Origin of the sequence: Streptomyces sp. NBC_00876 (assembly GCF_045207435.1) — a bacterium.
GTDB lineage: Bacteria > Actinomycetota > Actinomycetes > Streptomycetales > Streptomycetaceae > Streptomyces.
Genome location: NZ_CP108800.1, coordinates 4627036 through 4654013, shown reverse-complemented (window position 1 = coordinate 4654013; position 26978 = coordinate 4627036). Strand labels below are relative to the sequence as shown.

Annotated in this window: 31 protein-coding genes; 9 read left to right on the top strand and 22 right to left on the bottom strand. The window is 71.7% G+C overall.

Annotated elements, in window-relative coordinates; genetic code table 11:
• The first annotated feature begins 44 nt into the window (after window positions 1-44).
• Complete coding sequence (locus tag OG782_RS20345) at window positions 45-434, top strand: hypothetical protein (protein WP_406452945.1); 390 nt, start codon at window positions 45-47, stop codon at window positions 432-434.
• An 88-nt stretch (window positions 435-522) separates the two neighbouring features.
• On the opposite strand, the gene OG782_RS20340 is transcribed toward OG782_RS20345, so the two are convergent.
• On the bottom strand, window positions 523-1470 hold the full coding sequence (locus OG782_RS20340) for a helix-turn-helix domain-containing protein (protein WP_406452943.1): 948 nt from the start codon (window positions 1468-1470) through the stop codon (window positions 523-525).
• 96 nt (window positions 1471-1566) lie between these two features.
• On the opposite strand from OG782_RS20340, the gene OG782_RS20335 reads away from it, so the two are divergent.
• Window positions 1567-2601 (top strand): saccharopine dehydrogenase NADP-binding domain-containing protein, encoded by a 1035-nt coding sequence (locus OG782_RS20335; protein WP_406452941.1) that lies wholly within the window; start codon window positions 1567-1569, stop codon window positions 2599-2601.
• Between the two features lie 118 nt (window positions 2602-2719).
• Here the strand turns inward: OG782_RS20335 and OG782_RS20330 are convergent, their stop codons facing one another.
• Both OG782_RS20330 and OG782_RS20325 read right to left on the bottom strand, forming a co-directional pair.
• Window positions 2720-3559 carry a phosphotransferase gene (locus OG782_RS20330; protein ID WP_406452939.1) on the bottom strand — a complete coding sequence of 280 codons (840 nt, stop codon included), beginning with the start codon at window positions 3557-3559 and terminating at the stop codon, window positions 2720-2722.
• Window positions 3556-4413: an alpha/beta fold hydrolase gene (locus OG782_RS20325; protein WP_406452937.1), complete on the bottom strand. Its 858-nt coding sequence runs from the start codon at window positions 4411-4413 to the stop codon at window positions 3556-3558. Before OG782_RS20325 ends, OG782_RS20330 begins: the two co-directional genes overlap by 4 nt.
• A gap of 75 nt (window positions 4414-4488) precedes the next feature.
• On the opposite strand from OG782_RS20325, the gene OG782_RS20320 reads away from it, so the two are divergent.
• Complete coding sequence (locus tag OG782_RS20320) at window positions 4489-5121, top strand: sigma-70 family RNA polymerase sigma factor (RefSeq protein WP_406452935.1); 633 nt, start codon at window positions 4489-4491, stop codon at window positions 5119-5121.
• A gap of 49 nt (window positions 5122-5170) precedes the next feature.
• On the opposite strand, the gene OG782_RS20315 is transcribed toward OG782_RS20320, so the two are convergent.
• The gene (locus OG782_RS20315) at window positions 5171-6661 is read right to left on the bottom strand and encodes an MFS transporter (protein WP_406452933.1); all 1491 of its coding nucleotides are present in this window, start codon (window positions 6659-6661) and stop codon (window positions 5171-5173) included.
• Between the two features lie 201 nt (window positions 6662-6862).
• Window positions 6863-7978 (bottom strand): DUF4037 domain-containing protein, encoded by a 1116-nt coding sequence (locus tag OG782_RS20310; RefSeq protein WP_406452931.1) that lies wholly within the window; start codon window positions 7976-7978, stop codon window positions 6863-6865.
• 229 nt (window positions 7979-8207) lie between these two features.
• Here OG782_RS20310 and OG782_RS20305 point away from each other — a divergent pair, with 229 nt between their 5' ends.
• From OG782_RS20305 to OG782_RS20290, 4 genes are all read left to right on the top strand, one after another.
• A complete protein-coding gene (locus OG782_RS20305) occupies window positions 8208-8696 on the top strand; it encodes a MarR family winged helix-turn-helix transcriptional regulator (protein WP_406452929.1) in 489 nt (162 codons plus the stop codon).
• Window positions 8697-8843: 147 nt separating this feature from the next.
• Window positions 8844-10313, top strand: coding sequence for an MFS transporter (locus OG782_RS20300; protein WP_406452927.1), 1470 nt, complete (start codon window positions 8844-8846; stop codon window positions 10311-10313).
• A 108-nt stretch (window positions 10314-10421) separates the two neighbouring features.
• Window positions 10422-10979 (top strand): pyridoxamine 5'-phosphate oxidase family protein, encoded by a 558-nt coding sequence (locus OG782_RS20295; protein WP_406452925.1) that lies wholly within the window; start codon window positions 10422-10424, stop codon window positions 10977-10979.
• 119 nt (window positions 10980-11098) lie between these two features.
• Window positions 11099-11617 carry a DUF2199 domain-containing protein gene (locus OG782_RS20290; protein ID WP_406452923.1) on the top strand — a complete coding sequence of 173 codons (519 nt, stop codon included), beginning with the start codon at window positions 11099-11101 and terminating at the stop codon, window positions 11615-11617.
• Between the two features lie 54 nt (window positions 11618-11671).
• Here the strand turns inward: OG782_RS20290 and OG782_RS20285 are convergent, their stop codons facing one another.
• From OG782_RS20285 to OG782_RS20260, 6 genes are all read right to left on the bottom strand, one after another.
• Entirely contained in the window at window positions 11672-12400 is a 729-nt protein-coding gene (locus tag OG782_RS20285) for a TetR family transcriptional regulator (protein ID WP_406459170.1), read from the bottom strand.
• Between the two features lie 111 nt (window positions 12401-12511).
• The gene (locus OG782_RS20280) at window positions 12512-13315 is read right to left on the bottom strand and encodes a TetR/AcrR family transcriptional regulator (protein ID WP_406452921.1); all 804 of its coding nucleotides are present in this window, start codon (window positions 13313-13315) and stop codon (window positions 12512-12514) included.
• A gap of 18 nt (window positions 13316-13333) precedes the next feature.
• Window positions 13334-14440: a phosphotransferase family protein gene (locus OG782_RS20275; RefSeq protein ID WP_406452919.1), complete on the bottom strand. Its 1107-nt coding sequence runs from the start codon at window positions 14438-14440 to the stop codon at window positions 13334-13336.
• A gap of 95 nt (window positions 14441-14535) precedes the next feature.
• On the bottom strand, window positions 14536-15789 hold the full coding sequence (locus OG782_RS20270; RefSeq protein WP_406452917.1) for a GNAT family N-acetyltransferase: 1254 nt from the start codon (window positions 15787-15789) through the stop codon (window positions 14536-14538).
• Between the two features lie 224 nt (window positions 15790-16013).
• Window positions 16014-16982: an asparaginase gene (locus OG782_RS20265; protein ID WP_406459169.1), complete on the bottom strand. Its 969-nt coding sequence runs from the start codon at window positions 16980-16982 to the stop codon at window positions 16014-16016.
• Window positions 16983-17135: 153 nt separating this feature from the next.
• Entirely contained in the window at window positions 17136-17762 is a 627-nt protein-coding gene (locus tag OG782_RS20260) for an ABC transporter substrate-binding protein (protein ID WP_406452915.1), read from the bottom strand.
• A gap of 117 nt (window positions 17763-17879) precedes the next feature.
• Here OG782_RS20260 and dtd point away from each other — a divergent pair, with 117 nt between their 5' ends.
• The gene (gene dtd / locus OG782_RS20255) at window positions 17880-18329 is read left to right on the top strand and encodes a D-aminoacyl-tRNA deacylase (protein ID WP_406452913.1); all 450 of its coding nucleotides are present in this window, start codon (window positions 17880-17882) and stop codon (window positions 18327-18329) included.
• Between the two features lie 31 nt (window positions 18330-18360).
• Here the strand turns inward: dtd and OG782_RS20250 are convergent, their stop codons facing one another.
• From OG782_RS20250 to OG782_RS20225, 6 genes are all read right to left on the bottom strand, one after another.
• On the bottom strand, window positions 18361-19326 hold the full coding sequence (locus OG782_RS20250) for a YgfZ/GcvT domain-containing protein (protein WP_406452911.1): 966 nt from the start codon (window positions 19324-19326) through the stop codon (window positions 18361-18363).
• A gap of 43 nt (window positions 19327-19369) precedes the next feature.
• Entirely contained in the window at window positions 19370-19846 is a 477-nt protein-coding gene (locus tag OG782_RS20245) for a Fur family transcriptional regulator (protein WP_406452909.1), read from the bottom strand.
• Between the two features lie 63 nt (window positions 19847-19909).
• Complete coding sequence (locus OG782_RS20240) at window positions 19910-20482, bottom strand: FABP family protein (RefSeq protein WP_406452907.1); 573 nt, start codon at window positions 20480-20482, stop codon at window positions 19910-19912.
• Between the two features lie 260 nt (window positions 20483-20742).
• Entirely contained in the window at window positions 20743-21666 is a 924-nt protein-coding gene (locus tag OG782_RS20235; RefSeq protein WP_406452905.1) for a hypothetical protein, read from the bottom strand.
• Window positions 21663-22511, bottom strand: coding sequence for a hypothetical protein (locus OG782_RS20230; RefSeq protein ID WP_406452903.1), 849 nt, complete (start codon window positions 22509-22511; stop codon window positions 21663-21665). The genes OG782_RS20235 and OG782_RS20230 overlap by 4 nt, the downstream gene beginning before the upstream one ends.
• A complete protein-coding gene (locus OG782_RS20225) occupies window positions 22508-23314 on the bottom strand; it encodes a hypothetical protein (RefSeq protein ID WP_406452901.1) in 807 nt (268 codons plus the stop codon). The genes OG782_RS20230 and OG782_RS20225 overlap by 4 nt, the downstream gene beginning before the upstream one ends.
• Before the next feature lie 301 nt (window positions 23315-23615).
• On the opposite strand from OG782_RS20225, the gene OG782_RS20220 reads away from it, so the two are divergent.
• Window positions 23616-23978 (top strand): DsrE family protein, encoded by a 363-nt coding sequence (locus OG782_RS20220; protein ID WP_024489658.1) that lies wholly within the window; start codon window positions 23616-23618, stop codon window positions 23976-23978.
• Window positions 23979-23988: 10 nt separating this feature from the next.
• On the opposite strand, the gene OG782_RS20215 is transcribed toward OG782_RS20220, so the two are convergent.
• The 5 genes from OG782_RS20215 to OG782_RS20195 form a co-directional block, all read right to left on the bottom strand.
• Window positions 23989-24318, bottom strand: coding sequence for a DUF3099 domain-containing protein (locus OG782_RS20215; protein WP_406452898.1), 330 nt, complete (start codon window positions 24316-24318; stop codon window positions 23989-23991).
• Between the two features lie 158 nt (window positions 24319-24476).
• Window positions 24477-24764, bottom strand: a complete 288-nt coding sequence (locus OG782_RS20210; RefSeq protein WP_018490348.1) for a DUF1416 domain-containing protein — start codon at window positions 24762-24764, stop codon at window positions 24477-24479.
• Window positions 24765-24840: 76 nt separating this feature from the next.
• Complete coding sequence (locus OG782_RS20205) at window positions 24841-25686, bottom strand: sulfurtransferase (RefSeq protein WP_406452896.1); 846 nt, start codon at window positions 25684-25686, stop codon at window positions 24841-24843.
• A 165-nt stretch (window positions 25687-25851) separates the two neighbouring features.
• Window positions 25852-25959, bottom strand: a complete 108-nt coding sequence (locus OG782_RS20200) for a putative leader peptide (protein WP_353962123.1) — start codon at window positions 25957-25959, stop codon at window positions 25852-25854.
• A gap of 319 nt (window positions 25960-26278) precedes the next feature.
• Window positions 26279-26968, bottom strand: a complete 690-nt coding sequence (locus OG782_RS20195) for a DUF2993 domain-containing protein (RefSeq protein ID WP_406452894.1) — start codon at window positions 26966-26968, stop codon at window positions 26279-26281.
• Window positions 26969-26978 lie beyond the last annotated feature (10 nt).

Sequence of the window (26978 nt, the reverse complement as noted above, 5' to 3'; positions counted from 1 at the left end):
CGTAGAGTCTCGGGGCAACTCGCCCCACACAAGAGGAGATTCACGTGCATCCACTGGCGCTCGAACAGGACTTCCGGATGCGCGCGGACCGGCTTCGGAGCTGGGGAATCGGGTTGCTGGTCTGCGCCTGCCTGTTCTGGATCTACGCCGCGTGGCAGGTATTCACGCCGTACGACTCCACCTACAACGCGGTGGACTGCCCCGCACCCATCAACTCCGAACCGAGGGACATCTACTTCGCGGATTCCGGATCCGCGCACGAAAGCGCCCTGCAATGCGCATCCGACCGGAACTGGCCCCAACCGCTGGCCGCGCTGGTGCTCTCCATCCCTCTTTCACTCATAGGCACCGGGCTGTTGACCGCCGGGACGGTCAGTATCCGGCTGCGCCACCACGAGGCCGCACTTCATAGCGCTCAGAGCGCTCAGAGCTGAGGCGGGAACCTTTCAGGGGCGGCACGGGCGGGTCCGGATGGACCCAAACCCGTGCACCCGCACCGGCCGACCCGCCAAGCCGGCCCCGTCAGGCGGGCCTCGCGCTGCGGAACGCGCGCCGGTAGCTGTCCGGCGGGACCCCGACGATCCGCTTGAACTGGCGCCGCAGCGTCGTGGCGGTGCCCATACCGGTCGCGAGGGCGACCGCCTCGATGGACTCGTCGGTGGCCTCCAGCAGCTCCTGGGCGCGGCGTACGCGCTGGGTCAGGAGCCACTGGATCGGCGTCTGCCCGATCACCGACCGGAACTGCCGTCCCAGGTGGCGCGGGCTCGTGTTCGCCTTCCGCGCCAGATCGGTCACGCTCAGCGGCTGGTCCAGCCGCTGCTGGGCCCAGGCGAGCAGTTGGGTGAGCGCGTGGTCCCCGGACACCTGCACCGGTGTGGCCACGAACTGCGCCTGCCCGCCCGCCCGGTGCGGCGGCATGACGAGGCGGCGCGCGACCGAGTTGGCCAGGGCGGCACCGTGGTCGAGGTGGATCAGGTGCAGGCAGAGGTCCACGGCGGCGGCCTTGCCCGCGGCCGTGAGCACGCTGCCGTTGTCCGTGTACAGGACGTCCGGGTCGACCACGGCCAGGGGATGGCGGGCGCTCAGCTCGGCGGCGTGGGCCCAGTGCGTGGTGGCCCGACGGCCGTCCAGCAGGCCCGCGGCACCGAGCACGAACGCCCCGGTGCACAGGGAGGCCACCCGGGCACCCGCCTCGTGCGCCGCGCGTACGGCCTCGACCAGCTCCGGCGGCGGCGGTACGTCGATGTCGGCGCACGCCGGCACGATCACGGTGTCGGCTGTGGCGACCCGGTCCAGCCCGTGATCCGGCTCGACCTCGAACGGGCCGACCCGCACCGGCCCGGGGCCGCAGAGCAGGACGTCGTACCAGCCGTCCGTGGCCTCGCGCGGGGGGTTGCCGAAGATCTCGTAGGCCACGCCGAGTTCGAAGTGCAACAGGTCACCGGCGGTCAGCAGAGCGACAGTTGGCATGTCCGAAAGTGTACGCATGATGTCGTTCCAGACCATCACCTTCGCCTGCCGCCCGCACCGAGACTGGAGCCATCACCACATCGAGAGCGGGGAACCATGAGTACAGCGGCTGCAGTAGTGGTCTACGGGGCGACCGGGCACACCGGCCGGTTCATCGTCGCCGAACTCCGTCGGCGCGGCTTCACCCCGGTCGTCTCCGGCCGCAGCGCGGACCGGCTGGAGGCGCTGGCCGCCGCGTGGGGTGATGTGGTGGTGCGCCCGGCCGCCGCGGACGACGCGAGCGCGCTGGACCGGGCTCTCGCCGGCGCGGTGGCGGTCATCAACTGCGCGGGCCCCTTCGCGGTGACGGGCGGACCGGTCGTCGAGGCGGCTCTGCGTGCGGGCATCCCGTACGTCGACGTCGCGGCGGAGATCGAGGCGAACGTCGCGATGTTCGCCGACCACGCGGAAGCGGCCCTGGAGTCGGGCACGCCCGTCGTGCCGGCGATGGCCTTCTACGGCGGGCTGGGCGACCTGCTGGTGACGGCGGCGATGGGCGAGTGGACGGCCGCGGACACCGTGGACGTCGCGTACGGGCTGAGCAGCTGGCACCCCACGGCCGGCACCCGGGAGGCCGGGCAGGTGTCCCATGAGCGCCGCGCGGGCCGCCGGGTGAGGTTCGCGGACGGCGCGCTGCGGTACCACGACGACAAGGTGTCGCAGGAGGAGTGGCTCTTCCCCGAACCGCTGGGCCGGCGCACGGTGATCACGGAGTTCACCATGGCCGACGTCGTCACCGTCCCCAGCCATCTGGACGTGCCCCGGGTCCGCACCCACATGAGCGTCGAGGCCGCGGGGGACCTGGCGACGGCGGACACTCCGGCGCCGGAGGCGGTCGACGCGCTGGGGCGGTCGAACCAGACGTTCGTCGTCGACGTCCTGGTCCGCGCCGGCGGCGTCGAACGCCGGGCCACGGCCCACGGCCAGGACATCTACGCGGTCACCGCGCCCTTGGCGGTGGAGGCCGTCGAGCGCATCCTGGCCGGGCGCACCCGGACCACGGGAGCGGCCTCGGCCGGTGCGATGTTCGACGCGGCGGACTTCCTCCGCTCACTGGCCCCGTACGTGACGGTCGAGCTCCCGGCCGCCTGACCGGCCGCACGCCGACGCGCCTCCCGGAAGCGGACGGGCCGCACGCCGGCACGACTCCGGAAGCGGACCGGGCGGACGTCGGCGCGGCTCCCGGAAGCGGACCGGGCGGACGTCGGTTTCAGGGCGCTGCCGCCCCGGAACTCCCGGCCAGTTCGGGACGGTGGTCCGACACCCACCGGTGCGCGGCGCGCACTTCCTCGACGACGCCTGACTCCCGTATCCGGATCATGGCCGGATCACCCCGGCCGGCGGCCGCTTCGATGCCGCGCGCGCACCGGTCCTGCCACCACAGGACCGAGTCCACGATCCGGCCCTGGCCGGCGATGCCGTACGCCTCGCGGATGAGCGCGATGCGGCGGGCGGCCTCCGGCACGTCCGTCACGGCGGGTCCGAGGTCCAGGTACTGCCAGCAGACGTGCGCGACATCGTGGATGCGTTCGCCCGGGGCGGCGAGGTCCCAGTCGATGAAGGCCAGCGGGCGCCAGTCACCGCCGTCGACGGCGTAGACGGTGTTCTTCGGCGCGAGGTCGTTGTGGCAGACGACCTCATGGGCACCGGCGAGCGGCGTACCGGCCGTCAGGTCGTGGAACTCGCGGAGGAGCTCCGCCACCCGCACCAGGGCGGCGTCCGTGCAGGCCTTCCGCCGGTCACCCGGCTGCCAGGCCGCCCGGCCGTCGATGTGGCCGAGGATCTCCCGCCCCTGCCCGTCCACACCCAGGTAGCGGGGCGCACCGGACCAGCCACGCCGTTCGAGGTGTCCCAGGAGCCCATGGACGAAGTCCGGGCGCGCGGGCGGTGTCCGCCGCACGGTCGCTCCGACACGGACGACGTCATTGACGAACCCACCGGACAGGACCGTCTCCGTCTCCGTCTCCGTCTCCGGCTCCCGCTCCCGCTCCCGCTCCCGCTCAGTCTCCGTCTCCGGCTGCGGCTCCGGCTGCGGCTGCGGCTCCCTCATACGGACAGTCCGGCAGCGGCCCCGCCCAGGAACTCGGCGGCGGTCGCCGTGAACCGCTCGGCGTCGTCCACCCACGGATAGTGCCCCGCCCCCGCCTGCACGACGAGTGCGGCATCGGGGAACAGGGCGGCGAACGCGGCCACCGACGTCGGCGGACTGTTCAGGTCGAACTCACCGGCGAGCAGCAGAACGGGCGCCGCGAGGGCCGCGAGCGCGGTGCGGGTCGCCTCCGGGTCGAAGGCGCCCTCGGCCCCGAAGAGTGCGACGGCTTGCGGATTGTCCGGCCGGCCCGCCGCGTGATGGTCCCGTGCCGCCTCGTCCCACCGCCCGTAGAAGAACGGGTCGACAGCCGGCCAGTCCGTGCCCGTCCCCCGGTTGATCGCCTCCAGAGCGGCGAACGCCCCCGGGAACCACGGCTCGTCGCTCCGCAGCCGCGCGACCGCCCGGCGCTCCTCCCAGCCGGTCTCGATGCCGACGGCCCGGGCCCCCGGTGTGACCAGGGCGAGCCTGCCGACCCTTGAAGGGTGACGGGCCGCGTACTGCGCCGCGATGTTCGCACCCGCGGAGTGGCCGAGCAGATCCGCACGGGAAAGGCCGAGGTGGTGGCGCAGCGCCTCGACGTCGTCGACCAGGCGGTCGCAGCGGTACGAGGACATGTCCTCGGGAACCGCCGACCGGCCGGTGCCGCGCAGGTCGAGGACGACGAGGCGGCGGTGGGCGGACAGGCCGCCGAGGTCGCCCAGGTAGCGGGAGTCCGTGGGGCCTCCGGGGACGCAGATGACCGGGTCACCGTCTCCTTCGCCGTACGTGCGGTAGGCGAGCCGGGTTCCGTCGGTGGCGCTGAAGATCGTCATTGAGTACACCCTGCCATTCATAACCAGGTTGTACAACCTGGTTATGAATGAGTGGTGGCGGTATATAACTGAGGTGTGGCAGGCGCAGAGAACACGCAACAGAATCCCGGAACGCTGACCGAGGAGCAGGCCGCGCGGATGCTCGCCGGCATGAACGACGTCATCCGCGCCGGCGAGGAGATGAGGAAGCTCCGGGCCGAGATGATCAAACTGTTCGTCGGTTTCGGCTGGACCCAGGACCGTATCGCCCGGCTCACCGACATGAGCCAGCCCGCCGTGTCCAAGCAGGTGACGAAGTACCGGAGCGCCGATCCGGCACCCCCGGTGGACCTGTCCCTCGACCAGCACGACGTTCCGTGGCTCGAAGGGCGCCTGTGGGGGCTCGCCGAGGACCTCTCCGAGACGTACCCCGACACCGCCCGCTGCACCCGCTGCGTCGGCGCCCTCGCCCGGGGGAAGAAGCGCTTCACGCCCGAGAACGTCGACGAGCTCCGCCGCCTCGTCGAGGAGGACCTGCGCCTGCATGCCACGGAACCGGCCGGCGGCCGGGCGGGCGGCAGCCACCGGAGCGCGTACGACGAGATCAGCCGCGGCCTCGACCTGCCGGCCACACCTGACACCGCCCAGACCGCCCCGACCGCCCCCGCCTCCGTACGCCGCGCCCTCGCCCACCGGATCCAGCGCGACCGACTCAGGGGCGACGCCTGACCGTTCGGCTGCGGCCCGCACGCGACGCCTGACCGTTCCGCCCCCGCGCTCAGTCGCTGCGGGCGCGTACGGCGAGCGTCGCCGCCAGGATGCTCGGGACGAGCAGCAGACCGAAGGCGGCGGCGTACCCCGCCAGGTCGTCGGAGCCGAAGCCCAGGAAGAGGTTGAACAGGGCCGAGGCGACACCCATCACCGCCATCTGGCCCAGGTTCTGACTGGTCTGCATCGCGCTGCTGGCGTATCCCTGCCGGCCCGGCGGGCTGTGATTGAGCGAGAGCAGCGTGAGCGAGGGGGCGACCATGCCCATGCCGACGGCCGCGAGGACCATGGCCGCGGCCGCGGTCAGCAGGGGCGTCGCGGGCAGCGTCCCCACCGCGGCGATCGCCACCGCCGCCGCCATCACCAGCGCACCGGCCGTGACCAGGCCGTGGCGGGAGACGCGCCCCTGGAGGCGGCCCTGAAGCCAGGAGGCGCCCGCCCAGGCGATGGCGGCCCCGGTGAAGGCCAGACCGGTCTGCACGGGCGGCACCCGCCGCGCGGTGGTCAGCAGCAGGGGCACGAAGGCCTCCAGCGTGAAGTACGCGCCCGACGTCAGGCCGCGCAGCAACACGGCGGCGGGCAGTCCGCGGACGGCGCGCCAGGTGCCCGGCGGCAGCAGTCGCGGTACGAACACCACCAGCAGGGCGACCCCCGCCACCCCGCACAACAGATGGCGCACGTCCCAGCCCGAGACGGCGTACTGCCCCAGCGCCGCACCCACGCTCACCGCCGCGGCGACCATCAGCGCGGGCCGCGGCACCCGGCCCTCGGAGGGGCCGGACTCCACAGAACCCGACGCCACAGAACCGGACTCCGCAGCACCGGACTCCGCAAGACCGGGCCCCAGCGGCTTCGAGGGCGGCTTCGAGGGCGGCTTCGAGGGCGCCTGCCAGGAACGGCTGCGCAGCAGGACGACCACGGCCAGCGACGGAATCACGGTCAGGGCGGCCAGGCCGAAGAACACGACCCGCCAGGACCACCAGGCGGCCACGAGTCCCGCCAGCGGCGGGCCGGTCAGCGACGGAATGATCCAGCAGGTACTCATCAACGCCAGGGCACGCGCGCGCAGTCGGTCCGGATAGGCGTGGGCGATGGCGGTGTTGATGGCCACCGCGATCATTCCGGCCGCCACCCCGTCCAGGAAGCGGCCGACCGCCAACTGCCAGATGGAGGTGCTGGTGGCCGACACCACCAGGGTGACCACGGCCAGCACCACACCCGCAGCCAGTGGGCGCCCCGCCCCGGCCCGGTCCGCCCAGTCACCGCCCAGCACCCCGCCGAACAGGCTCGCTGCGACGAAACAGCCCGCCACCAGCGGGTAGAGCGACACCCCGTCCAGCTCGCGGGCGGCCACCGGCAGCATGGGGACGACGGCCAGTGCGGCGAACCCGGTCAGGAACATCACCGCGGCGAAGCTGAGCGTGGCGGCCGCGTACGTCCGCGAGAACAGGCGCTCCGCTTCCTCGCCGGCCTCGGGCTTGGCCGTTGCCTGGCCTGTCATCGCCGCCCGCCCGTCGCCGGCCGGCCGGATCGGGGGTCGCCGAGGGCTTCCGCGTACCCGTCGACGAGTGCTTTCGGATCTTGGGTCACGGGCGCCCAAGCTATGCGGGGCGCACCACGGCCCGCCACTGGATTTCGCACCGCCGCCCGCCGCCCGCCGCCTACCCCGCCGCCCGTCACCGACGGCCCGCCGGCTGGCCGCTCACGTACCCAACAGCCCCGCGCTCGCGGCCCGTAGCGCCTCCCCGCCCCTCCCCGTCAGCAGATCCGTGTTGTCCGTCCACTGGTCCACGGCCCCCGTCAACGGCAGGCCGCGCAGTTCCGGGTCGGTGACCGAGGCGGCCAGCGGGCGGGCGAAGCGTTCCGCGTGCAGGACGAGGAACGGACGGCCGTGGTACGGGCGGGGGGACGGGTCCACCGGGTCGACGAGGCCGGACTCGTTCTGGCGGGTCGCCACCGCCTCGTACGCGGCGCAGAGGTGCCGCTCCCGCTCCGCGTAGTCCGTTGCCGCCAGCGCCCCGCGCAGGGAAGGCAACAGCGTTCCAGCCGCGCCCAGTTGGGAGAACGCACTGCCCAGCCACTTGCTGTACGGCGCGTACCGCCGCTCGAGCAGCAGGCTCAGCCGCATGAGGTCACGCACCAGCCGGGCGGCGACCACGGCCGAGCCGAGCTCGTCGCCGACCTCGGCGCAGCGTCCGACGAAGGCCTCCTCCTGGGAGATCCGCTGCCACTGGCAGGCCAGCAGATACCGCCACACCTGTTCGGGGTACCGGGCCAGCCTCGCCCGCGCGGCGGTGAGGCGGCCGGGGCCGTCGTGGAACACCGCGCCGCCGGTGATCTCCGCGAGCTTCTGCTGCGGCATCGCGAGCCAGTCCAGCACGCCCGGTTCGGCGCTCGCGGCGTCGAACCCGGCTTCCCGGGTCAGCCAGGCGCCGAGGTCGTACGTGGACACGCGGTGGTTGACCGGCCCGTCGGTCGCCTCCATGTGACCGACCGGGTCGAGCGGGTCGTCGGCGGCGCGGAAGTGGGTGGGCCAGCCGCGGATGTCCTTCGGCAGCCGGTCCGCCAGGAGCCGTCGGATCGCGTCGCCGTGTGCCGCCAGGTCCTCCGGGGCGAGAAAGAGGTCCAGACGCGGCCCCCAGTCGTGGTCGGCCGACCGCGCGGTGTCGAAGCCGAGCACCTCGGAGCCGGATCCGATGCGCGCGGCGGCGTACGGCAGGCCGGGGAGGGCGTCATCGAGGACCGGCCGCACCGCCTCCTCGTACAGGATCCGGGAAAGCTCCAGACCGGGCAGGAAGGCGGCTTCGGCGTGGTTCATACGGCCAGACTGCTGGCGCCGGAGCGGATCGGCCAGCCAATATCCGGGGCCGAGTCCGGGACCGGACCCAGGGCCGAATCCGAGACCGACCCGGGGCCGGCCCCTGACCGACCCCGGGGCCGCCCCCGAACCGACCCCGGACCGACCCCGCGCCGACCCCGCCCCACCCCGGGCCGAAAGCTCTACTTGCGGACGATCCACCACAGACCGAATTGTTACGCTGGCAGACATGACCGCCATGGACCCCACCCGCACCGCACCGGACCTCTCCTACCTCCTAGACCACACCAGTCACGTCCTGCGGACCCAGATGTCGGCGGCGCTCGCCGAGATCGGGCTCACCGCGCGCATGCACTGCGTCCTGGTCCACGCCCTGGAGGAGGAGCGCACCCAGATCCAGCTCGCCGAGATCGGCGACATGGACAAGACCACGATGGTGGTGACCGTCGACGCCCTGGAGAGCGCGGGCCTCGCCGAGCGCCGGCCGTCCAGCCGGGACCGGCGGGCAAGGATCATCGCGGTCACCGAGAAGGGTGCCGCCCTGGCCGGACAGAGCCAGGAGATCGTGGACCGGGTGCACGCGGAGGCCCTGAGCAGCCTCCCCCGCGCGGACCGGGACACCCTCCTGCGCGCCCTGAACCAGCTGGCCGCCGAGCACCTGGCCACCCCGGCCGAGAACCCGCGCCCGGTACGCCGGGCCCGCCAGAGCCAGAAGTAGGCGCCGCGGCACCCACTCGCAGGGCAGCGAGATCCCCGATCACCGAACCGCCCGCGAGACCCCCGGAAAATAGAACCGAAAGAAATAGTCCGCAACAAAACCATCTGCTAAGTTCTCTCTTGTCGAACCGACCGACAGGAGAGCCCGATGTCTGCCCGCGCCACTACCGCTATCGCGCCCATCGCCCCCGCCCCCTCACCCGCCGGGACCCGCTCGCGCGGGATCGCACTCGGCGTGATCGCCACCGGTCTGCTGATGACCGTGCTGGACGGCTCGATCGTGACCGTGGCGATGCCCGCCATCCAGAACGACCTCGGGTTCACGCCCGCCGGCCTCAGCTGGGTCGTCAACGCCTACCTGATCGCCTTCGGCGGTCTGCTGCTGCTCTCCGGGCGGCTCGGCGACCTCATCGGCCGCAAGCGGATGTTCCTGGCCGGCACGGCGGTCTTCACCGCCGCCTCCCTGCTCGCGGGGGCGGCCGGATCCCCCGCCCTGCTGATCACCGCCCGTTTCCTCCAGGGCGCGGGCAGCGCCATGGCCTCGGCGGTCGGTCTGGGCATCCTCGTCACCCTCTTCACCGAGAGCCGCGAACGGGCCCGCGCCATCGCCGTGTTCAGCTTCACCGGCGCGGCAGGGGCTTCGATCGGCCAGGTGCTCGGCGGCATACTCACCGACGCCCTCGGCTGGCACTGGATCTTCTTCATCAACCTGCCGATCGGACTCGCCGCGCTCCTGGTCGCGGTGCGCGTCCTGCCCGCCGACCGCGGACCCGGACTCTCCGGCGGCGCCGACATCATCGGCGCGCTCCTGGTCACCGCGGGGGTGATGCTGGGCATCTACTCCGTCGTCGAGGTCGAGTCGTACGGATGGGTCTCGGCGCACACACTCGGTCTGGGCACCCTCGCCCTGGTCCTGCTCGCCCTGTTCGTCGTCCGCCAGACCACGGCCTCCGCCCCGCTGCTGCCCCCGCGGATCCTCGCGTCACGCAGCGTCGCGGGTGCCAATCTGGTCCAACTGCTCATGGTGGCGGCGCTGTTCTCGTTCCAGATCCTGGTGGCGCTGTATCTCCAGCAGGTGCTCGGTTACGGTGCCACCGCCACCGGACTCGCCATGCTGCCCGCGGCCCTGGTCATCGGCGCGGTGTCGCTCGGGGTCTCGGCCCGGCTGAGTGCCCGGTTCGGCGACCGGAACGTGCTGCTGGTGGGGCTGGTGCTGCTGATCGGCGTGCTCGGCCTGCTGGCCCGGATCCCCGTCCACGCGCACTACGCCACCGATCTGCTTCCGGTGATGCTCCTCGCCGCGGGCTTCGGCCTCGCCCTCCCGGCGCTGACCACGCTCGGCATGTCGGGGGCGGGCGAGGAGGACGCCGGGCTCGCCTCCGGGCTGTTCAACACCACGCAGCAGATCGGCATGGCCCTCGGCGTGGCCGTCCTGTCCACCCTCGCGGCCTCCCGCACCGACACCCTGCTCGCCGGGGGCCGCAGCCGGGCCGAGGCGCTGACCGGCGGCTACCACCTGGCCTTCGCGGTCGGGGCCGGACTGCTCACGGCGGCGTTCCTGGTCGCGCTCGTGGTGCTCAGGCGGCCGGGACACCGGACCGAAGCCACCACGTCCTGACCCGCAAGGCCTCCCCGTATCCAGCGGAGCCGACAGCCAACAGCCACCAGCCAGGAACCGGCAACCCCACCCGTACCACTCGTCCCGACCAGCCGAAGGACAGATCCCATGACCACACACCCCACCGACCCGGCCACTCCCACCACTCCCACCACTCCCACCACTCCCTCCGCCCTGGTCGAGAGCGAGTCGCAGTCCGGCCCCGGCGCAGGCCCCGCCCCGCGCGTGCTCACCGACGCCGAGCTGTCCCGGCTGCTCGGTGAGCAGCAGTTCGGGGTCCTGGCGAGCGTGCGGCGCACCGGGCATCCCCATCTGACGACCGTGCTCCACACCTGGGATCCCGAGGAGCGCGTGGTACGCGTCTCCAGCACCGCAGACCGCCTCAAGCCCCGCCGGTTGCGTACCGATCCGCACGCGGCGCTGCACGTCAGCGGGCCGGACGCGTTCTCGTTCGCGGTCGCCGAGGGCGAGGCGGAGGTATCGGAGCCGGCCGCGGTGCCGGGCGACGCGGTCAGCCTCGAACTGCTCTCCCTGACACCCGGTTTCGACGACCCGGCCGAGGAGGCGGCCTTCCTGGCCCAGGTCGTCGCGGACCGGCGCGTGGTGATCCGGCTCCGGGTCTCCAGGCTGTACGGAACGGCTCTGGACATCCCTGCCGCGGACTGAACACGGCGGCCGGCGCCTACCGCGGCCGCATGCGCGCGACACGGAAGCTCCAGGGTCTTTCGTTTGGGTCACCCCGCGAGCCCGGCATGACCCGGACGAGAGGCTCTAGGATCCCGCCCATGGCTACCGACCCCGGCTACACCTGCTCCCGCTGCGGCGAACACCACACGGAACTCCCGATGGGGTACTCGACCATGGCGCCCGACGTCTGGGACGCGAGCCTGGAGAACGATCCCGACAGCATGCTCTCGTCGGACCAGTGCATCGTCAGACACGAGCACTACTTCATCAAGGGCCTGATCGAGATACCCGTGATCGGCGGCCGGGAGCCGTTCTCCTGGGGTGTCTGGGTGTCCCTGAGCCGGGAGAACTTCGGCCGCGCCCTCGATGTGTGGGAGACGCCGGGCCGGGAGTCCGAGAAGCCGTACTTCGGCTGGCTGACCACCGAGTTGGGGCTCTACTCCCCTCGTACGACCAACCTCAAGACCAATGCGCACACCCGCCCGATCGGCCGTCGCCCGCTCATCGAGCTGGAACCCACGGATCATCCACTGGCCGTGGAGCAGCGCAACGGCATCACACTCGACCGGGTCCGGGAGATAGCCGAATCGGTGCAGCACGCCGAGCCCGGCCGATAGCGGCCGATAGCGGCCGGGAAGGGCTACTGACAGCCCGCACCGGTAAAGGGGGACCTACCGGCCTCCGCCGTCGCCGCCGCCGTCCCCCAGCCCCGACCGCAGCTGCGCGAAGCCCAGCTCCGCCGTCTCGACCGCCTCCCCGTACAGCGCGTCCGCGCTGCTCCCCTCGTCGATCCGCCGCCAGTTCTCCATGGCCAGGATGCGCAGGGCCGCAACGATCTGGGCGGCGGCCAGCCGGTCCGTCATCCGGTCGCCCAGGGCGCGGGCGAGGGCGGCCTCCGAGCGTCCCTGGTAGCCGTGGAGCCGGGCCACCAGGGACGGGGTCCCGTACAGCAGCCGGTGGAACGCCAGCACCTGAGGTACGTCGCAGAGCCCCGTGACCGGGTCGCGCCGCTCCAGCCCGTCCAGGAAATGACGTCGCAGCGCGTCCAGCGGGGACTCGCCGTCCTCACGGGCGGCGACCACCCGGGCGGCCTCGTCCTCGTGGTCGGCGAACCGGTGCAGGGCCAGGTCCTCCTTGGCCGGGAAGTACCGGAACAGGGTCGGCTTGGAGATGTCCGCGGCGGCCGCGATCTCCGCCACCGAGACCTTGTCGAAGCCGCGCTCCAGGAACAGGGAGATCGCTGCTTCCGAGACCGCCTGATACGTCAGCTGCTTCTTCCGCTCGCGCAGGCCCATCGGCGCGTCCGGCCCACGGGCCGCATCCGCACCCGCACCCGCAGCCGCACCCGCACCCGCACCCGCATCCACGCCGGACCTGGGCTTCTCTCCGCTCATGACCATGAAGCGTACGCCCATGACCTCAACCGGACTTGACGTCCGCTGGACAGCCCGGCCCATGCCATACCCCCGCACGCCCCCACAGCCGCCGCCTCCCCGGGCCTGTCCCTCCCGCTACCCGGCCTCCCGCGCACGGATGAGCACGTCGACCCCGTCCAGCACCCGTTCGAGGCCGAACCGGAACTCACGGCCGGGATCGTCCCGCGCCCGCATCACATCGGATGCCATCAGGCGGGAGAGCGCGGGATGGCGTACGGGGTCGACCAGCCGGTTCATCGTCCGGGCATAGCCCTCCGTCACCTCCTGCGCCGGTACGCCGCGCGCCTCGACGGCTGCGCCGAGATCGCTCATCAGCAGGGCCTCGCTCCGCACGAAACCGCAGACCAGACGGATGACGGAGACCTCCTCGTCCGGTTCCAGGCCGGTGCCTTCGAGGGCCTGGAGGCCCTGTTCCCACCAGGCGACGGAGTGCGGGCTGGCGGGCGGCCCCGCTATGGGGATGCGGAGCATCCACAGGTTCCGGTGGAAGACCCCGCGCTGCGCCCACGCCCACCGCGCGAGCGCCTCCCGCCAGCCGGCCGCCTCCTCGAGAGCGGACAGCGGGGGCGGCGGGCCCATGGCCGCCTCCTGCATGAGGACGTAGAGCTCGTCCTTGGCCGCCACGTACCGGTAGAGCGACATCGTGGAGGCTCCGAGGTCCTTCGCGACCCGGCCCATCGACACCCCGCCGAGCCCTTCGGACGCGGCCACCGCCATCGCCGCGTTCACGATCCGCTCCAGGCTCAGTCCGGGCCTGGGCCCCTTCACCGGCCGTGCCCGCAGCCCCCACGCCGCCTCGATGCTGGCCGGCAGGCCCGTGCCCCCGGGCGAGCCGTATCGCTGCGTCACCTGAACCCCCTCCGTCCACGGGAGGTTCATCCTAGTTATGCGCAACCCTTACGAATGTTCCCGCAGCCACCGGCCGTAGGCGGCGGCCACCTGACGTACCGTCGGCTCACGCGTCAGCCCGAGCGCGCCGTGCGCCGCCCCGAGCACTTCCTGGATCCGCCGGGCCATCCGGGCCGGAGAGGCCGGAGAGGCCGGAGAGGCCGGAGAGGCCGGCTGCCGCCGGCTCCCCTCACCCCCGGGGCCGCGCAGCACGAGCGCGGCCCGGATCACATCCGTGTAGACGGAATGCGCCCGCCTGTAGGCGCGGAGCACGGGGAGATCGGCGTCCCAGCCGGCGACGCATTCGGGGCGCTTCGCCTCGACCGCCCGGAACCAGAGCCGGGCGATCCGGTCCGCCTCCTTCGCCGAGTACCGCATGAGGTGGAGGTGGCTGGCCAGCTCGTAGAGCGGATCGCCGATCCTGGCGAGCTCCCAGTCGATGGTCCACAGGTCGCCGCCGCGGTCGACGATGAAGTTGCGGCGGTGCAGATCACTGTGGAGCAGGGCGAAGGAACGGGGGGTCAGGTCTGCGGCCCGCGCCTTCAGGTCCGCCAACGCGCCGTCCCGCACGCCGAGTTCGGCGAACAGCTCCAGGTAGTCGGCGCCGTGTTCCCGGTAGACGCGTTGCTCGGTGAAGTCGATGAGGCGGCTCAGGAATCCGGCGGAGTCGCCGTCGCCGAGCGAATCGGGACCGGCACAGACCCTGCGGGCGCGGACGTCACGGATGTCGAAGGCGGCGAGCTCGCCGAAGAGCTGCCCGAGCCGGCCGCGATGCCGCCGCGAAAGGGCGTTGCCCGGCAGCCCGCCCGCCCTCGGTATCCGTCCCTCGATGTACCGCTGCACCGGCACATCGGGGCCCACCGGTTCCGGGACGCGGGTCACCCGTCCCCGGAGGTCGCGAAGCAGCTCCTCCTCCAGGAGGAAGCACCGCGGGTCGACCCGGAGCAGCCCCGGACGCGGCTCCCGGTACTTGGCCCGCCCGCCGCCGGGCAGCGGGACCGCGTAGGCCACATGATGATGCCCCTCAAGGGGCCCCTCGATGCCCGGATGATCCACGGGCAGCCCGAACCGTTCCGCCGCCCGGCGCTTGACCTCGGTCTCCAGCGACACCGCCATGCGGGCACACCCTCACACGAGTAACTCAGCCTCCAGCGAAGGAAGTTACCCGCACCGGATCCCGCGCCCAGCATGATCCGGTCAAGAGGCCCTGACTAGAACACATCCGGGCACCAGGCCCGTCGGCCCGCCCGCAGCACCGCGTCCGCCCGTGCCGCCGCACCCGGGGTCAGCTCCTCGACGCGGCCCAGCGCAGCCAGCCGCAGGACCGATTCGTCACCGAGGTACAGCGTGCCCAACTCCCTTACGTCCATGGCCAGATCGGCGGACCGGGTCGTCGGGGTGCAGGTGGCGCCGTCCTGCGTGGCATCCAGGTGGAAGCGGCCGGCCGCGAGGCCCGCGGTGTCGTGGATGTCCAGGACGAGGGAGCCGGGAACCGCGTAGGTGCGGGCCTCCAGTGCGCGTACGACGTCCAGGATGCGCACCCACAGGAAGTCCGCGTGCGTCACGACGCGGGCCGCGCGCGGGTCCGGGAGGAGGAGCGGGAGCAGGTCGTCGGGGGCGCGGTGGCCGGTGCGGATCGTGGTGATCCAGTCGACCGAGCACAGGAAGTGCCACAGCGCCCGCTCCGCCGCCGGGGTCGTCGCGATCAGGCTGCGTACCGTCGCCCGGTTGAGCGGCTGCTTGGCGTCGCCCCAGTGGTCGTCGGCGCGGTAGACGAGCAGCCCGTCGACGGTGCCGTCGGCCGCCCGGTAGACGGCGTAGAAGGGCTCGGTCCAGTGGTCGTTGGGGAAGAGGGCCTGGCCGGTCACCAGGTCCCACCAGCGTGCGCCCCGGCTCACTACCCCGTGCTGTCGCGCCCTCAGCCGGTCGTGCAGCTCCGGGCCCAGCTTGCGAACCTCCGCACCGTCCACCAGGTCGATCCGGCCGCCGTCCTCGGCCGACGGGACGGGGAGGTTCGCGGCGAGGCCCGTCCGGGGGATGTCGATCTCCCACTCGGCGGTCCAGGCCGCGGGCCCGAAGCCGTACCGCCCGTAGATCGGATACTCGGCCGCGATGAGGGTGGCGGCCACCTCGCCGCGCTCCTTGGCCGCCGCCAGGTCCGTGGCCATCATCCGCGAGAGCAGCCCGCGACGGCGGTGGGTGGGCGACACGGTGACGTTGGTGACCGCGTCGGTCGGCACAGTGGCACCGCCGACGACCGTCAGCTCCTGCGCGAACGAACGGAACGTCGCCACGCACCGCCCCGCGTCGAACACCCCCTGCATACGGGCCAGGTCCAGGTACGGCAGCCGCCCGGCCACCTCCTCGTCCGAGGGCGTCGGCGCCCGCAGGAAGCCGGTGTTCACTGCGCGCAGCCAGTCGTGCAGTTCGGATTCGGCGATGGGACGGGCGTCAAGGGTGGTCATACGCTCCACGCTAGGTACGGAGGGGCCGGAATGTCGCCCGGATTTCGGCCGGGTACGGGCAGCGGTGGGCCGCAACCCGGCCGGCGGCCAGGCAGGCAGGCGGGCAGGCCGGCAGGCAGATCAGCGGGTCAACGCGCCAACAGGCGAACTGATCAGCGCGCCAGCAGATCAGCGCGTCAACAGAACACCGGGTCAGCAGAACACCGGGTCAGCAGAACAGCGGGTCAGAACGCTGCCCGGATCTCCCCGACCTCCGCGCTGCCGCCCAGCAGCGGCGCCCTGCCGATCCGCGACACCACCGGGGCGTCGACCCCGAGCAGGCCCAGCGCGCGGGCCAGGACCGGTCCGAGCGCCCGGGTCGAACCGTCGTCGATCTTGAAGGCCAGCGCCCGGCCGTCCGCGAGTGCCACCGCCTGGACCGCCTCCGCGCCCATCTTGGACAGCGTGCCCGGCACCTCCCGCATCAGCCAGGTGTCGGGGCGCCGGGTGCCGGCGACGTACTCCGGGTGCGCGCGCATCGCGTCCGCCACCCGGCGCTCGGCCGTGCCCTGCTCCGCCGTGACGAACGTACGGAACGCACGCGCCAGACCCACCAGGGAGATCGCCATCAGCGGCGCCCCGCAGCCGTCCGTGCCGACGGCGGCGACCGGTTCGCCCGCCGCCTCCTCGACGACCCGGTGGACCAGCTGCTGGAGGGGGTGCGCCGGGTCGAGATAGCCGGCCGCGTCCCAGCCGTTCTGCGCGCAGACCGCGAGCATCGCCGCGTGCTTGCCGGAGCAGTTCATGGTGATCCGCTCCCGGACGTGGCCCGCGGCGAGGTAGGCCTCGGCCTCCACCGGGTCCAGCGGCAGATCGGGGGGCGTCTGCAGATCGTCGGGCGACAGCCCGTGCTCGGCGAGCATCCTGCGTACGAGATCGAGGTGGAAGCCCTCGCCCGAATGGCTTGCGGCGGCCAGCGCCAGCCGCTCCCCGGAGAGGTCGAGCCCGGCCCTCAGCACCGCGGCGGCCTGCATCGGCTTGTTGGAGGAGCGCGGGAAGACCGGAGCCGTCGGATCACCCAGGGTCAGCTCCACGCTGCCGTCGGCGGCCAGGACGACCAGGGAGCCCCGGTGGTGCCCCTCCACGAAACCGGACCGGACGACCTCGGCCAGCACCGGCAGGACGGATGCCGCACCGGGCGTGGGGCCGGACATCGGACCGGATGCCGTACCGGGCGTCGGGCCGGATATCGGGCCGGGTACCGCACCGGGCGTGGGGCCGGATATGCCGGACGCGGGCGACGGGACTGCGCTGGAGGTCATGGTGGCCTTCCGGGGACGGGCGGGACCCGCCCCGGAAGGGTCGCTTCAGGCGAGCAGGTCGTCTACTTGTGCTTCCCCGTCACGGTACCTGCGGGCGATCTCCCCGCTGCAATCGTCCGCGGTGCGCTGGAGCCGGTGACGGCGCCGGGAGACCTGCTGTTCGTAGCGGACCAGGCGTCCCATCGCGGTGTGGAGCTCTTCGTCCGTCCGGGCGTCGAGGTCGGAGAGTTCGACCTCGGCCAGAGTCTCGGCCGCGAGCTGCCGGTACTCGTCGCTGCGCGGCGTGCTGAGCGTGACGTGCCGCGCGGAGGAGCGGTGCAGCGAGGGGGCGTCGGCGAGGATCTCCGAGAGCCGGTCCACGACCGGCGACTCGGGGTCCCGGCGCCGTGCCAGCTCGGCCCGCAGGATGTCGATCCGCCCCTGGACGAGCCGCCGCACATAGCTGAGGTCGGCCTCGTCGCGCTGCGAGTCGCGGCGCAGCGTGCGCAGTTCCGGCAGCCGCAGGGTGCCCAGTTCGGGCGGGCGCGGCCCGTCGCCGGCCTCGTCAGAACCCTGTCCGGTCCGCTGCTGGGGTGGGCGCATGGTGCTCGTACTCGTACTGGCACTGCTGTTGGTGCCGGGGCGTGCGACCGGCACTGCGCCCGGGAACTGCCCGGTTCCGTGCGTGCTCATGCTTGTGTCCATCCCCTCGACCGGTGCGTCGGCACACCGCCTCCCGTGCATCGTGCCACTCCGAGCGGCCCTGTGGAGTTGCTCTGTACCCGTTCAGCCCAAGATAGGTTGGTCTGTATGCGTGCAGTGATACAGAGGGTGGACGGTGCGAGCGTCACGGTGGCCGGCGCCGGGGGCGAGGGTGAGGGCTCCTCGGTGGTCGGCGAAATCGTCGGCGAGGGGCTGTGTGTGCTGGTGGGAGTCACCCACGGGGACACCGCGGAGAAGGCGGCGCAGCTCGCCCGCAAGCTCTGGTCGGTCCGCATCCTGGAGGGCGAGAAGTCCTGCTCCGACGTGAATGCACCGCTTCTGGTGATTTCGCAGTTCACTCTCTACGGGGACGCCCGGAAGGGCCGCAGACCCACATGGAACGCCGCGGCGCCCGGCGAGGTCGCCGAGCCGCTGGTCGACGAGGTCGTGGCGCAGCTGCGGGCGCTGGGCGCGCAGGTGGAGACGGGCCGGTTCGGGGCGGACATGCGTGTCTCGCTCACCAACCACGGCCCGTTCACCGTCATCGTCGAGGTCTGAACGGCGCCGGCGCGCGTACGGCCGGGATGCCCTACGGCTCGACGACCGTCTCCTGGGCCGCCGCCGTGTCCCCCGCCAGCAGCTCCGCGTCCACCGCCACGTTCCGCTTCACCAGGGCCAGGGCGATCGGCCCCAGCTCGTGGTGGCGGGCGGAGGTGGTGATGAAGCCCAGCTGACGGCCCTCGGCCCCGTCCGCGGCGAGCCGTACCGGTGTGCCGTGTCCGGGCAGCAGCACCTCGCTGCCGTCCAGGTGGAGGAAGACCAGGCGCCGGGGCGGCTTGCCCAGGTTCTGCACCCGGGCCACGGTCTCCTGGCCCCGGTAGCAGCCCTTCTGGAGGTGGACGGCGGTGCCGATCCAGCCCAGCTCGTGCGGGATGGTGCGGTGGTCGGTCTCGAAGCCGAGCCGCGGGCGGTGTCCCTCGACGCGCAGCGCCTCGTAGGCGAGGACCCCGGCGACCGGGCCGTGCTCGGCCGCGTACCCCTCCAGGCTCTCGCGGGGCAGGAACAGATCGCGGCCGTACGACGTCTCCCGCACTGCGGCGCCCTCCGGCGCCTCGGCGATCGAACCGGCCGGCAGGTACACGACCGCGAAGTCCTCGGTACGGTCGGCGACCTCGACCCGGTAGAAGAACTTCATCGACTCCAGGTAGGCGATCAGCTCGCCCTGGGTACCCGGCTCGACGTGCATCCACACGGTCTCGCCGTCGTCGACGAGATACAGCGCGTGCTCGATGTGCCCGTTCGCCGTGAGGACGAGGGCCTCGGTGGCCTGGTTCGGGGCGAGTTCGCTGACGTGCTGGGTGATCAGGAGGTGCAGCCACGCCAGCCGGTCGCTCCCGGTGACGGCCACGACCCCGCGGTGCGAGAGGTCGACGAGACCGGAGCCGTCGGCGAGGGCGCGCTGCTCGCGGAACAGATCGCCGTAGTGCGCGGCGACACCTTCGTCGCGGCCCTCGGCAGGGACGGCGCCGGGCAGGGACAGCAGGGGGCTCTTCATGCGACCAGCGTACGACTCGGCCCGGGGCCCGGGTCCGGGAGCCTCAGGGCTTGGCGCCGCCGGCCGCCCCGGCCGTCCCCGCTGCCCCAGCCGTCCCGGCCGCCTTCGCCGTGCAGTCGGCGCAACGGCCGAAGATCGCGAAGTGCTTCATGTCCGTCTCGAACCCGAACGTGCCGCGCAGCTTCTCCGTGAACTCGGCGACGACGTCGACATCGGCCTCGATGACGTTCGTGCAGTCCCGGCAGACCAGATGGATGTGGTGGTGGCGGTCGGCCAGGTGGTACGTCGGGGCGCCGTGGCCCAGATGGGCGTGGCTCACCAGATCCAGCTCCTCCAGGAGCTCCAGGGTCCGGTAGACGGTGGAGATGTTCACGCCGGACGCGGTCCGCCGCACCTCGGACAGGATCTCGTCGGGCGTCGCGTGTTCCAGCGTGTCGACGGCCTCCAGGACAAGCTGGCGCTGCGGCGTCAGCCGGTAACCACGCTGCCGAAGATCGGTCTTCCAGTCGGTGCTCACCACAGGCTCCAGTGTAGGTCCGGGCGGGCCCACGCCCCCCGGCGACCGTGGAAAGGGCCTCGCGGACTACTTGAAGAAGGCGATTCCGTCATCCGGCAGGTCGCCGAGGCTCTTCGCCATCGCCGCGACGTCTTCCGGGGTGACGACCTTCTTCAGGTGTGCCGACATGTACGGCCGCAGCTCGACCTCGGGCGTGGCCTTCTCGCCGACCCACATGAGGTCGCTCTTCACATAGCCGTAGAGCCGCTTGCCACCGTTGTACGGGCCGGAGGCCGCGGTCCGGGCCACCGCGTCGGTGACCAGGTCGATCTGCGGCTTCTTGTCGGCGAGCTCGCCGTACCAGATCTCGATGACGCCCTGGTCGCGGGCCATGACGACCTCGACCTTGCGGTCCTTGTCGATGCGCCAGTAGCCGGACTCGGTCTCCAGCGGGCCGGTCTTGTTGCCCTCGGCGTCGAGCACCCAGGAGTGCGAGACGTACTCCAGGAAGTCCCGGCCGTCGTGGCTGAAGGAGACCTCCTGGCCGAAGTTGCACTTCTCGGCGCCGGGGAAGTCGGCCACGCCCGCGCCTGCCCAGTTACCCAGGAGGAAGGCCAGCGGGACGAGGTCCGGGTGGAGGTCGGACGGAATCTCGATCATGAGCGGCTCAGACGATCTGTGAGGCGGGAGGCGGGGACGCCGGGAACGGGAAGGGGATTAGCGCTGACCCTGGTACAGCTTCTTCACGGTCAAGCCGGCGAAGGCGAGAACGCCGACACAGACCAGGACCAGCAGGGCGGAGAAGAATGCCTCAAGCACGGGAGCTCCTTGAACGAGCGGTATGGCGGCAGTACAGGGCCGGGCCCCAGCCTAATGGGTGGGGTCCCGGCCCGCCGGTTCGGGGCTTGCCGCGGGGCGGGTCAGCCCAGCAGCTGGTTCTGCAGGATCAGCGTCTGGTGGAAGGGGATGCGCGGTGTTCCCCCGCCGCCCTTGCGGGACTGGATGACCAGGGCGACGGTGTCACCCGCGACCAGGTACGCCTGCCGGGCCTGGACGTCCCCGAAGGGCTTCTTCTCGCTGTACACGTACGACGACGTGTTCTCGACCTTCCCCCCGCCCGACCACGCCTCGTCGAGGGTCATCTCGGGCTTGCCGGCCAGCGCGTCCCCGGTCGACGCCGACCCGATGTAGCGGTCGTCGCGGAACGCGTCGGTGTCGGCCGTCGAATTGAACCGGAGCAGATAGATCCGGGTCGATGTGCCGTCCGGCATGGTCCAGCCGCGTGCCGCGATGTGGCGCAGGGCCGCGTCGCGCAGCGTCTGGGTGAGGCCGGTGCGGGGGCCGTCGTCGAACTCGGAGACGAACTGCCGCGTGGACACCCAGCCGCCCGTCAGCTTCTTGTCCGCCGTTGCTCCGGCGGGGGCCGGGAGCAGCAGCTTGCGCAGGTCGGCGTGGTGGACCTCGGCCGCGTTGCCGTCGCTGAAGGGGCGGGGCGAGCCGGCCGGGAGCGCGGGCAGGCTCAGCCGGGGGTAGTCCCAACGGCCGTCGCTCTCGGTGGCCAGCCCCGGGACGTCGGTGCGCTCCATCGAGGTGATGCTGTACGCCGTACCGGTACCGACCCCGCCGAGCACCAGCACGGCGGCGGTCCACCGGGCCACGGCCCGCAGGACCCGGCGCGGCGGCCTGGGCGCGGCCGGCGGCGGGGGCAGGGGCGGCAGCTCCGGCATGGGCGGGAACTGCGGCGCCGGGGGTTCGGCAGCGGTCGGAATCTCCCCGGCCTCTGCGGACCCGTCGGCCGCCGGCGCGGGATCGGTGGCGGCCGGTGCGGTCGTCTGCTCGGTCATACGTACTCCCCCGGGGACGTGATGTGGTCGAGCTGGTCCTTCACCAGCTCGGCGACGGCCGACTTGTCGAAGGGCTTGATCCCGGACGCCGTGAAGGTGAGCATCACCCCGCCGTCGTACGCCATGCAGTACATGCCCTCGATCTTCTGCTTGTCCTTCGGGGCCAGGAAGCACGTGGCGTTCCTCTTGTGGCCGCCGACAGCCGGACCGTCGCGGAAGATGCTGATGGCGTCGTAGAGGCCTGCCCTGAACCGGTAGAGGTCCCGGACGGCCTTCTTGTCCTTCATCCGCACCAGCTGGGTATCGACGATCAGGTCGTTGTCGTTCGAGGCGTACGTACGGATCGCCAGGCCCTGGATGTGCAGCTTGTCGACCCGCTTCTCGAACTCCCGGCGCTGCCTTCCCGCCAGACCGCGGCTGCTGTCCTTCATCTCGGCGGTGGCCGCGCGGCCGCTGAGCTCGGCGTCGTTCCCGTACTTCCCGGAGTCCGGGCCGAGCCGGTAGCCGGAGGGAACGGGCAGCAGCAGCTTGCTCAGTTCGGTGGAGGCCCGGCCCCGGGAGACGTCACCGGCCGGGTCCTTGCCCGGTTCGCGCGCGGGCTTCTTCCAGAGGGCCGTCGTCACCGTGCGGTCGGCACCGTCGACGGTGACCTTCGTGTACACGGCCGCACCGGCCACAGCCGCGAGCACCAGCACGACGGGGACCGTCACGAGGATCACCCGGCGGGCCCTGCCCTTCCCCGTGCGGACGGGAACGGGTTCGGGGACGGTTCCGGGTTCGGGGACGGGGACTGGGACGGGTTCGGGGACGGGGACGGGGGCGGGCGTGGTCACGTCGTCGTTCACAGGCGCTCCAGCTGTCGCTCGGCCAGCGTCCGGATGTCCTTCTTGCTGATCGGTGAGGTGTCGAACATGTTGATGTCGACCATGACGTCACCACGGTGGAAGACCGCCCTGGCCCGGTAGGACGGCATGTAGCCGGCCTTCCGTTCGGGCGCGAAGAGGTAATAGCGGCCGTTGCCGCTGCCCTTGAGCACGTCGCCGTCGTTGCCCGCACCGTGCTCGGACTGTGGCATGTAGGAGCGCTGGTCCTCGGCGTGGTCGGCGGCCCCGTTGCGCGTCCCCGAGCGGAACTGCACGAGCCAGACGTTGGCCGTGCGGTACTCGCCCTTCGTCCAGGCCGCGGCCGCGACGCGGCGGATGCCGGCCTCCAGGAGGTTGCCGTACATGTAGTCCTCGCTCTCGAAGTCGAGCGCGTAGTCCTCCAAGGGCATCCATCCGTCGGACAGGAACGTCATGTCCTTGTCGTCACTCCAGCCGGCGGGCCGGGACACGAGCAGCTTGCGCAGATCGCCGTCCGTGCGGACCCGGCGGTCCTGCGAGGCCGGCAGCGGTTCCGGCACCTGGCCGGCGGGCAGCGCCTTCGCCGGGTACGCGAGACCCGGCTGCGACAGCGCGGTCAGCGGTGTCGGGGCGCGCCCGGCCTGCACGCCGTACCCGACGGCGGTGCCGGCGGCGATGCCCAGCACCACGGCGGCGGCGATGATCAGAGACGTACGACCGCGCGGGCGACGCCTCACCGCGGCGGCCGGCGGACCGGACGGCTCGTCAGCAGGACTTTCCGGCAACGGCGTTACCGCATCGGACACGTCCGGAGAAAGGGCATCCGGTACATCCGGAGAAGAAGCATCCGGTACGTCCGCAGAAGGCGCATCCGGTGCGTCCGGCGCGTCCGGCGCGGCCGGAGAAGAATCTGCCGGCACGTCCGGAATTACCGGGTCCGCCGCTTCCACCTGGCCGGACGGCTCGGCCGGCCCGCCAGGAATGGTGTCTTTCGGATTCAAAAGGGGTCCCCCCACGAGACCTGAGGCGCAGATTCCGTTACCTGCACACACCACTGACCCACGGGGTACCCACGAGGTTGCACGGCCGAGGATTACAGTTCGGCATATGCCGAAGAAGCTCGTGATCAAGGTGACCGCAGGTGCCGACTCCGCCGAGCGCTGCTCGCAGGCGTTCACCGTGGCGGCGGTCGCCGTCGCCAGCGGGGTGGAGGTCTCGCTCTGGCTGACCGGGGAGTCCGCCTGGTTCGCCCTGCCGGGGCGTGCGGCCGAGTTCGAACTGCCGCATTCCGCGCCGCTGCCGGATCTGATCGAGTCGATTCAGGCGGGCGGCCTGATCACCCTCTGCACCCAGTGCGCGGCGCGCCGCGACATCACCGAGCAGGACGTCCTGGACGGCGTACGGATCGCCGGCGCGCAGGTCTTCGTCAGCGAGATCATGGCGGACGGCGTGCAGGCACTCGTCTACTGACGAAGCCGCCTCAACCGCGGCGCTTGCGGCCGTCGAGCTCGTCCCACCACTCATCGGACTCCGGGTCACCGGTGGGTCCGGTGGGCCCTGCGGGGCCGTCCTTGCCGGGCCGGGACGGGGCGCGGGGCCCGGCTCTCGGGGCGGGCTCGTCCCACCAGCGGTCCTCCGGCCCCTTCCGGTTGGCCACCATCGCCGCGACGGGCGGAATCACCATCGCGACCACGCACATCGCGATGGCGGCGGGCATCGACCAGAGCCTCACGAAGGCCCAGGCCGAGACGAAGAGGACGAGGCACCCGCCCATCATCAGGAAGTAGGCGCGCCGCCGACGGCGGTACATGCATCCAGCGTAGGCCTGATCCGCCCGCCCGGCCGTTCCTGGGCGGCGCCGGATCCCGCCCCGGACGGCACGAAGGGCCGTACCCCGGTTCAGAAGGCGTCCAACCCCCTGGGGTACGGCCCTTCGGCCGGTCATCGGCAGAGCCGTGACAGTAACTGCTAGACGGCGATGGCCACCTCGGAGAGGCCGCCCGTCTGCGCCACGACCGTACGGTCGGCGCTGCCGCCGGGCACGAGGGCGCGCAGCGTCCAGGTGCCCTCGGCCGCGTAGAAGCGGAACTGTCCGGTCGCCGAGGTGGGGACCTCGGCGGTGAACTCGCCGGTCGAGTCCAGCAGGCGGACGTAACCGGTGACGGGCTCGCCGTCGCGGGTCACGCTGCCCTGGATGGTGGTCTCACCGGGCTTGATCGTCGAAGCGTCGGGGCCGCCGGCCTTTGCTCCACACATGGTGTTCTGTCCTTCTGTCGGGGGTCGTGCTGGTCAGGAGTCCGGAGTCCGAAGACTTACGGAGTGGCGCCGATGACTACTTGTTGGCGCCGAGCTCGATCGGCACGCCGACGAGGGAGCCGTACTCGGTCCACGAGCCGTCGTAGTTCCGGACGTTCTCCTGGCCGAGCAGCTGGTGCAGCACGAACCAGGTGAGCGCGGAGCGCTCGCCGATGCGGCAGTAGGCGATGGTGTCCTTCGACAGGTCGACCTGCTCGGCCTCGTAGAGGGCCTTGAGCTCGTCGTCCGACTTGAAGGTGCCGTCGTCGTTGGCGTTCTTCGACCACGGGATGTTGCGGGCGCTCGGCACGTGGCCGGGGCGCTGCGACTGCTCCTGCGGGAGGTGGGCCGGGGCGAGCAGCTTGCCGCTGAACTCGTCGGGCGACCGCACGTCGACCAGGTTCTGGGTGCCGATGGCCTTCACGACGTCGTCGCGGTAGGCGCGGATCGACTCGTCCTGCGGCTGGGCCTTGTACTGGGCGGCCGGGCGGGACGGGATCTGGTCGCCGTCGACCAGGTCGCGGGAGTCGAGCTCCCACTTCTTGCGGCCGCCGTCGAGCAGGCGGACGTCCTGGTGGCCGTAGAGCTTGAAGTACCAGAACGCGTAGGACGCGAACCAGTTGTTGTTGCCGCCGTAGAGGACGACCGTGGTGTCGTTGCCGATGCCCTTCTCGGACAGCAGCGCCTCGAAGCCGGCCTGGTCGATGAAGTCGCGGCGGACCGGGTCCTGGAGGTCCTTGGTCCAGTCGATCCGGATCGCGTTCTTGATGTGGTTCTTCTCGTAGGCGGAGGTGTCCTCGTCGACCTCGACGAGGGCGACCTTCGGGTCGTCGATGTGGGCCTCGACCCAGTCGGCGTCTACCAGGACGTCACTGCGGCTCATTCTGTTCTCCTCCGGGGCAGTCTGCGGCGAGATGATGCGAGTGGTGCGGGATGGTGCGTGATCCGGATGTGCGCGGCGCGGGCTCGGCGCGTGCACGGTCGTCACGCGGGATGGCCCCGACGAGCGGTCGAAGGGCCGGGAATGCGGGAAATCGACGGATCCCGCTCAGACAGTGCGACAGAGCATGGCGGCGACGCGGCACAGGTCCACTGCCCGCCGCTTCGTGAGATCCGCCCGTCCCCGCTGAGGGAGACCGCTAATAGAGCACTGCATGGGACCGATCGTAGGGATGTACGGGCGGACATGTCACCGTTGTGTCGCATATTGAGACACGATCGTCCATGATGCGAGATGTGGACGGGAAAGCGGCCGCTCGGGAACCGTTGCCGGGTGCGTGACGCCCTTCGGCCATCTGCGGACCGGACGCGGCCGTCTCAGCATGTGGCGCAGCGGCCGGAAAGGGACCGCGCGAAGGCCGTGCGAAGGCCGCACCAAGGCCGTACGAACGCTGCGGCGAGGCCCGGCTCTCCGCAGCCTGGCTGCGGGACCCTACCCGGCCACTTCGGAGTTATCCGGCGAGCTATCCGGCGAGCTATCCGGCGAGGCGGACGTCGGAACCCGTCACGGAGATCTCCAGGCCGTCGGCGGTCGGCTGGATCTTCTCCAGCTTCAGGCCGTTGGGAAGCCCGCCGATCTCGCGGTCGAAGTCGGTCTTGTCGCGGATCAGGCCCTCCAGGCCGGGGATCCCCTCACCCGGAACCTTGTCGGCGTGCACGCGGACGGTGTGACCGTCGACCAGGGTGACAGTGGACAGGACGCTGCGCGAGAGCGTGCGGCCGAGAATGTTGACCGCGCCGGTCACCTTCACCTTGCCGTTGCCGCCGTACTCGACGACGACGTCCTTGCTGGCGGCCTTGGTCAGGTCCTCGTACGAGATGACGGCCGTCCCGGTGGCACGGGAGGCGGTGGCGCCGGAGAAGCCGTCGCTCAGCCGCACCTGGTGCAGTTCGGCGTTCATCTCGCTGATCCGGAGCTTGTGGCCGGCGGCCGTCGTCTCGATCCCGGTGATCTTCACGTCGACCTCGTCGAGTTCCGATCCGGCGACCTGGGTCAGGAACGGGAAGCCCTTGATGGAGATGTCGGTGGAGCCGATCCGTGCCCCGGTGACCACCACCCGGTCCGCGGCCTGCGACTCGGCGAAATACACCGCCGCGCGGTCCACGGCAATGAACACACCCGCCAGAACCACTACGACGATCAGCAGTATTCGCAGTGCACGCATGCCTGTCTCC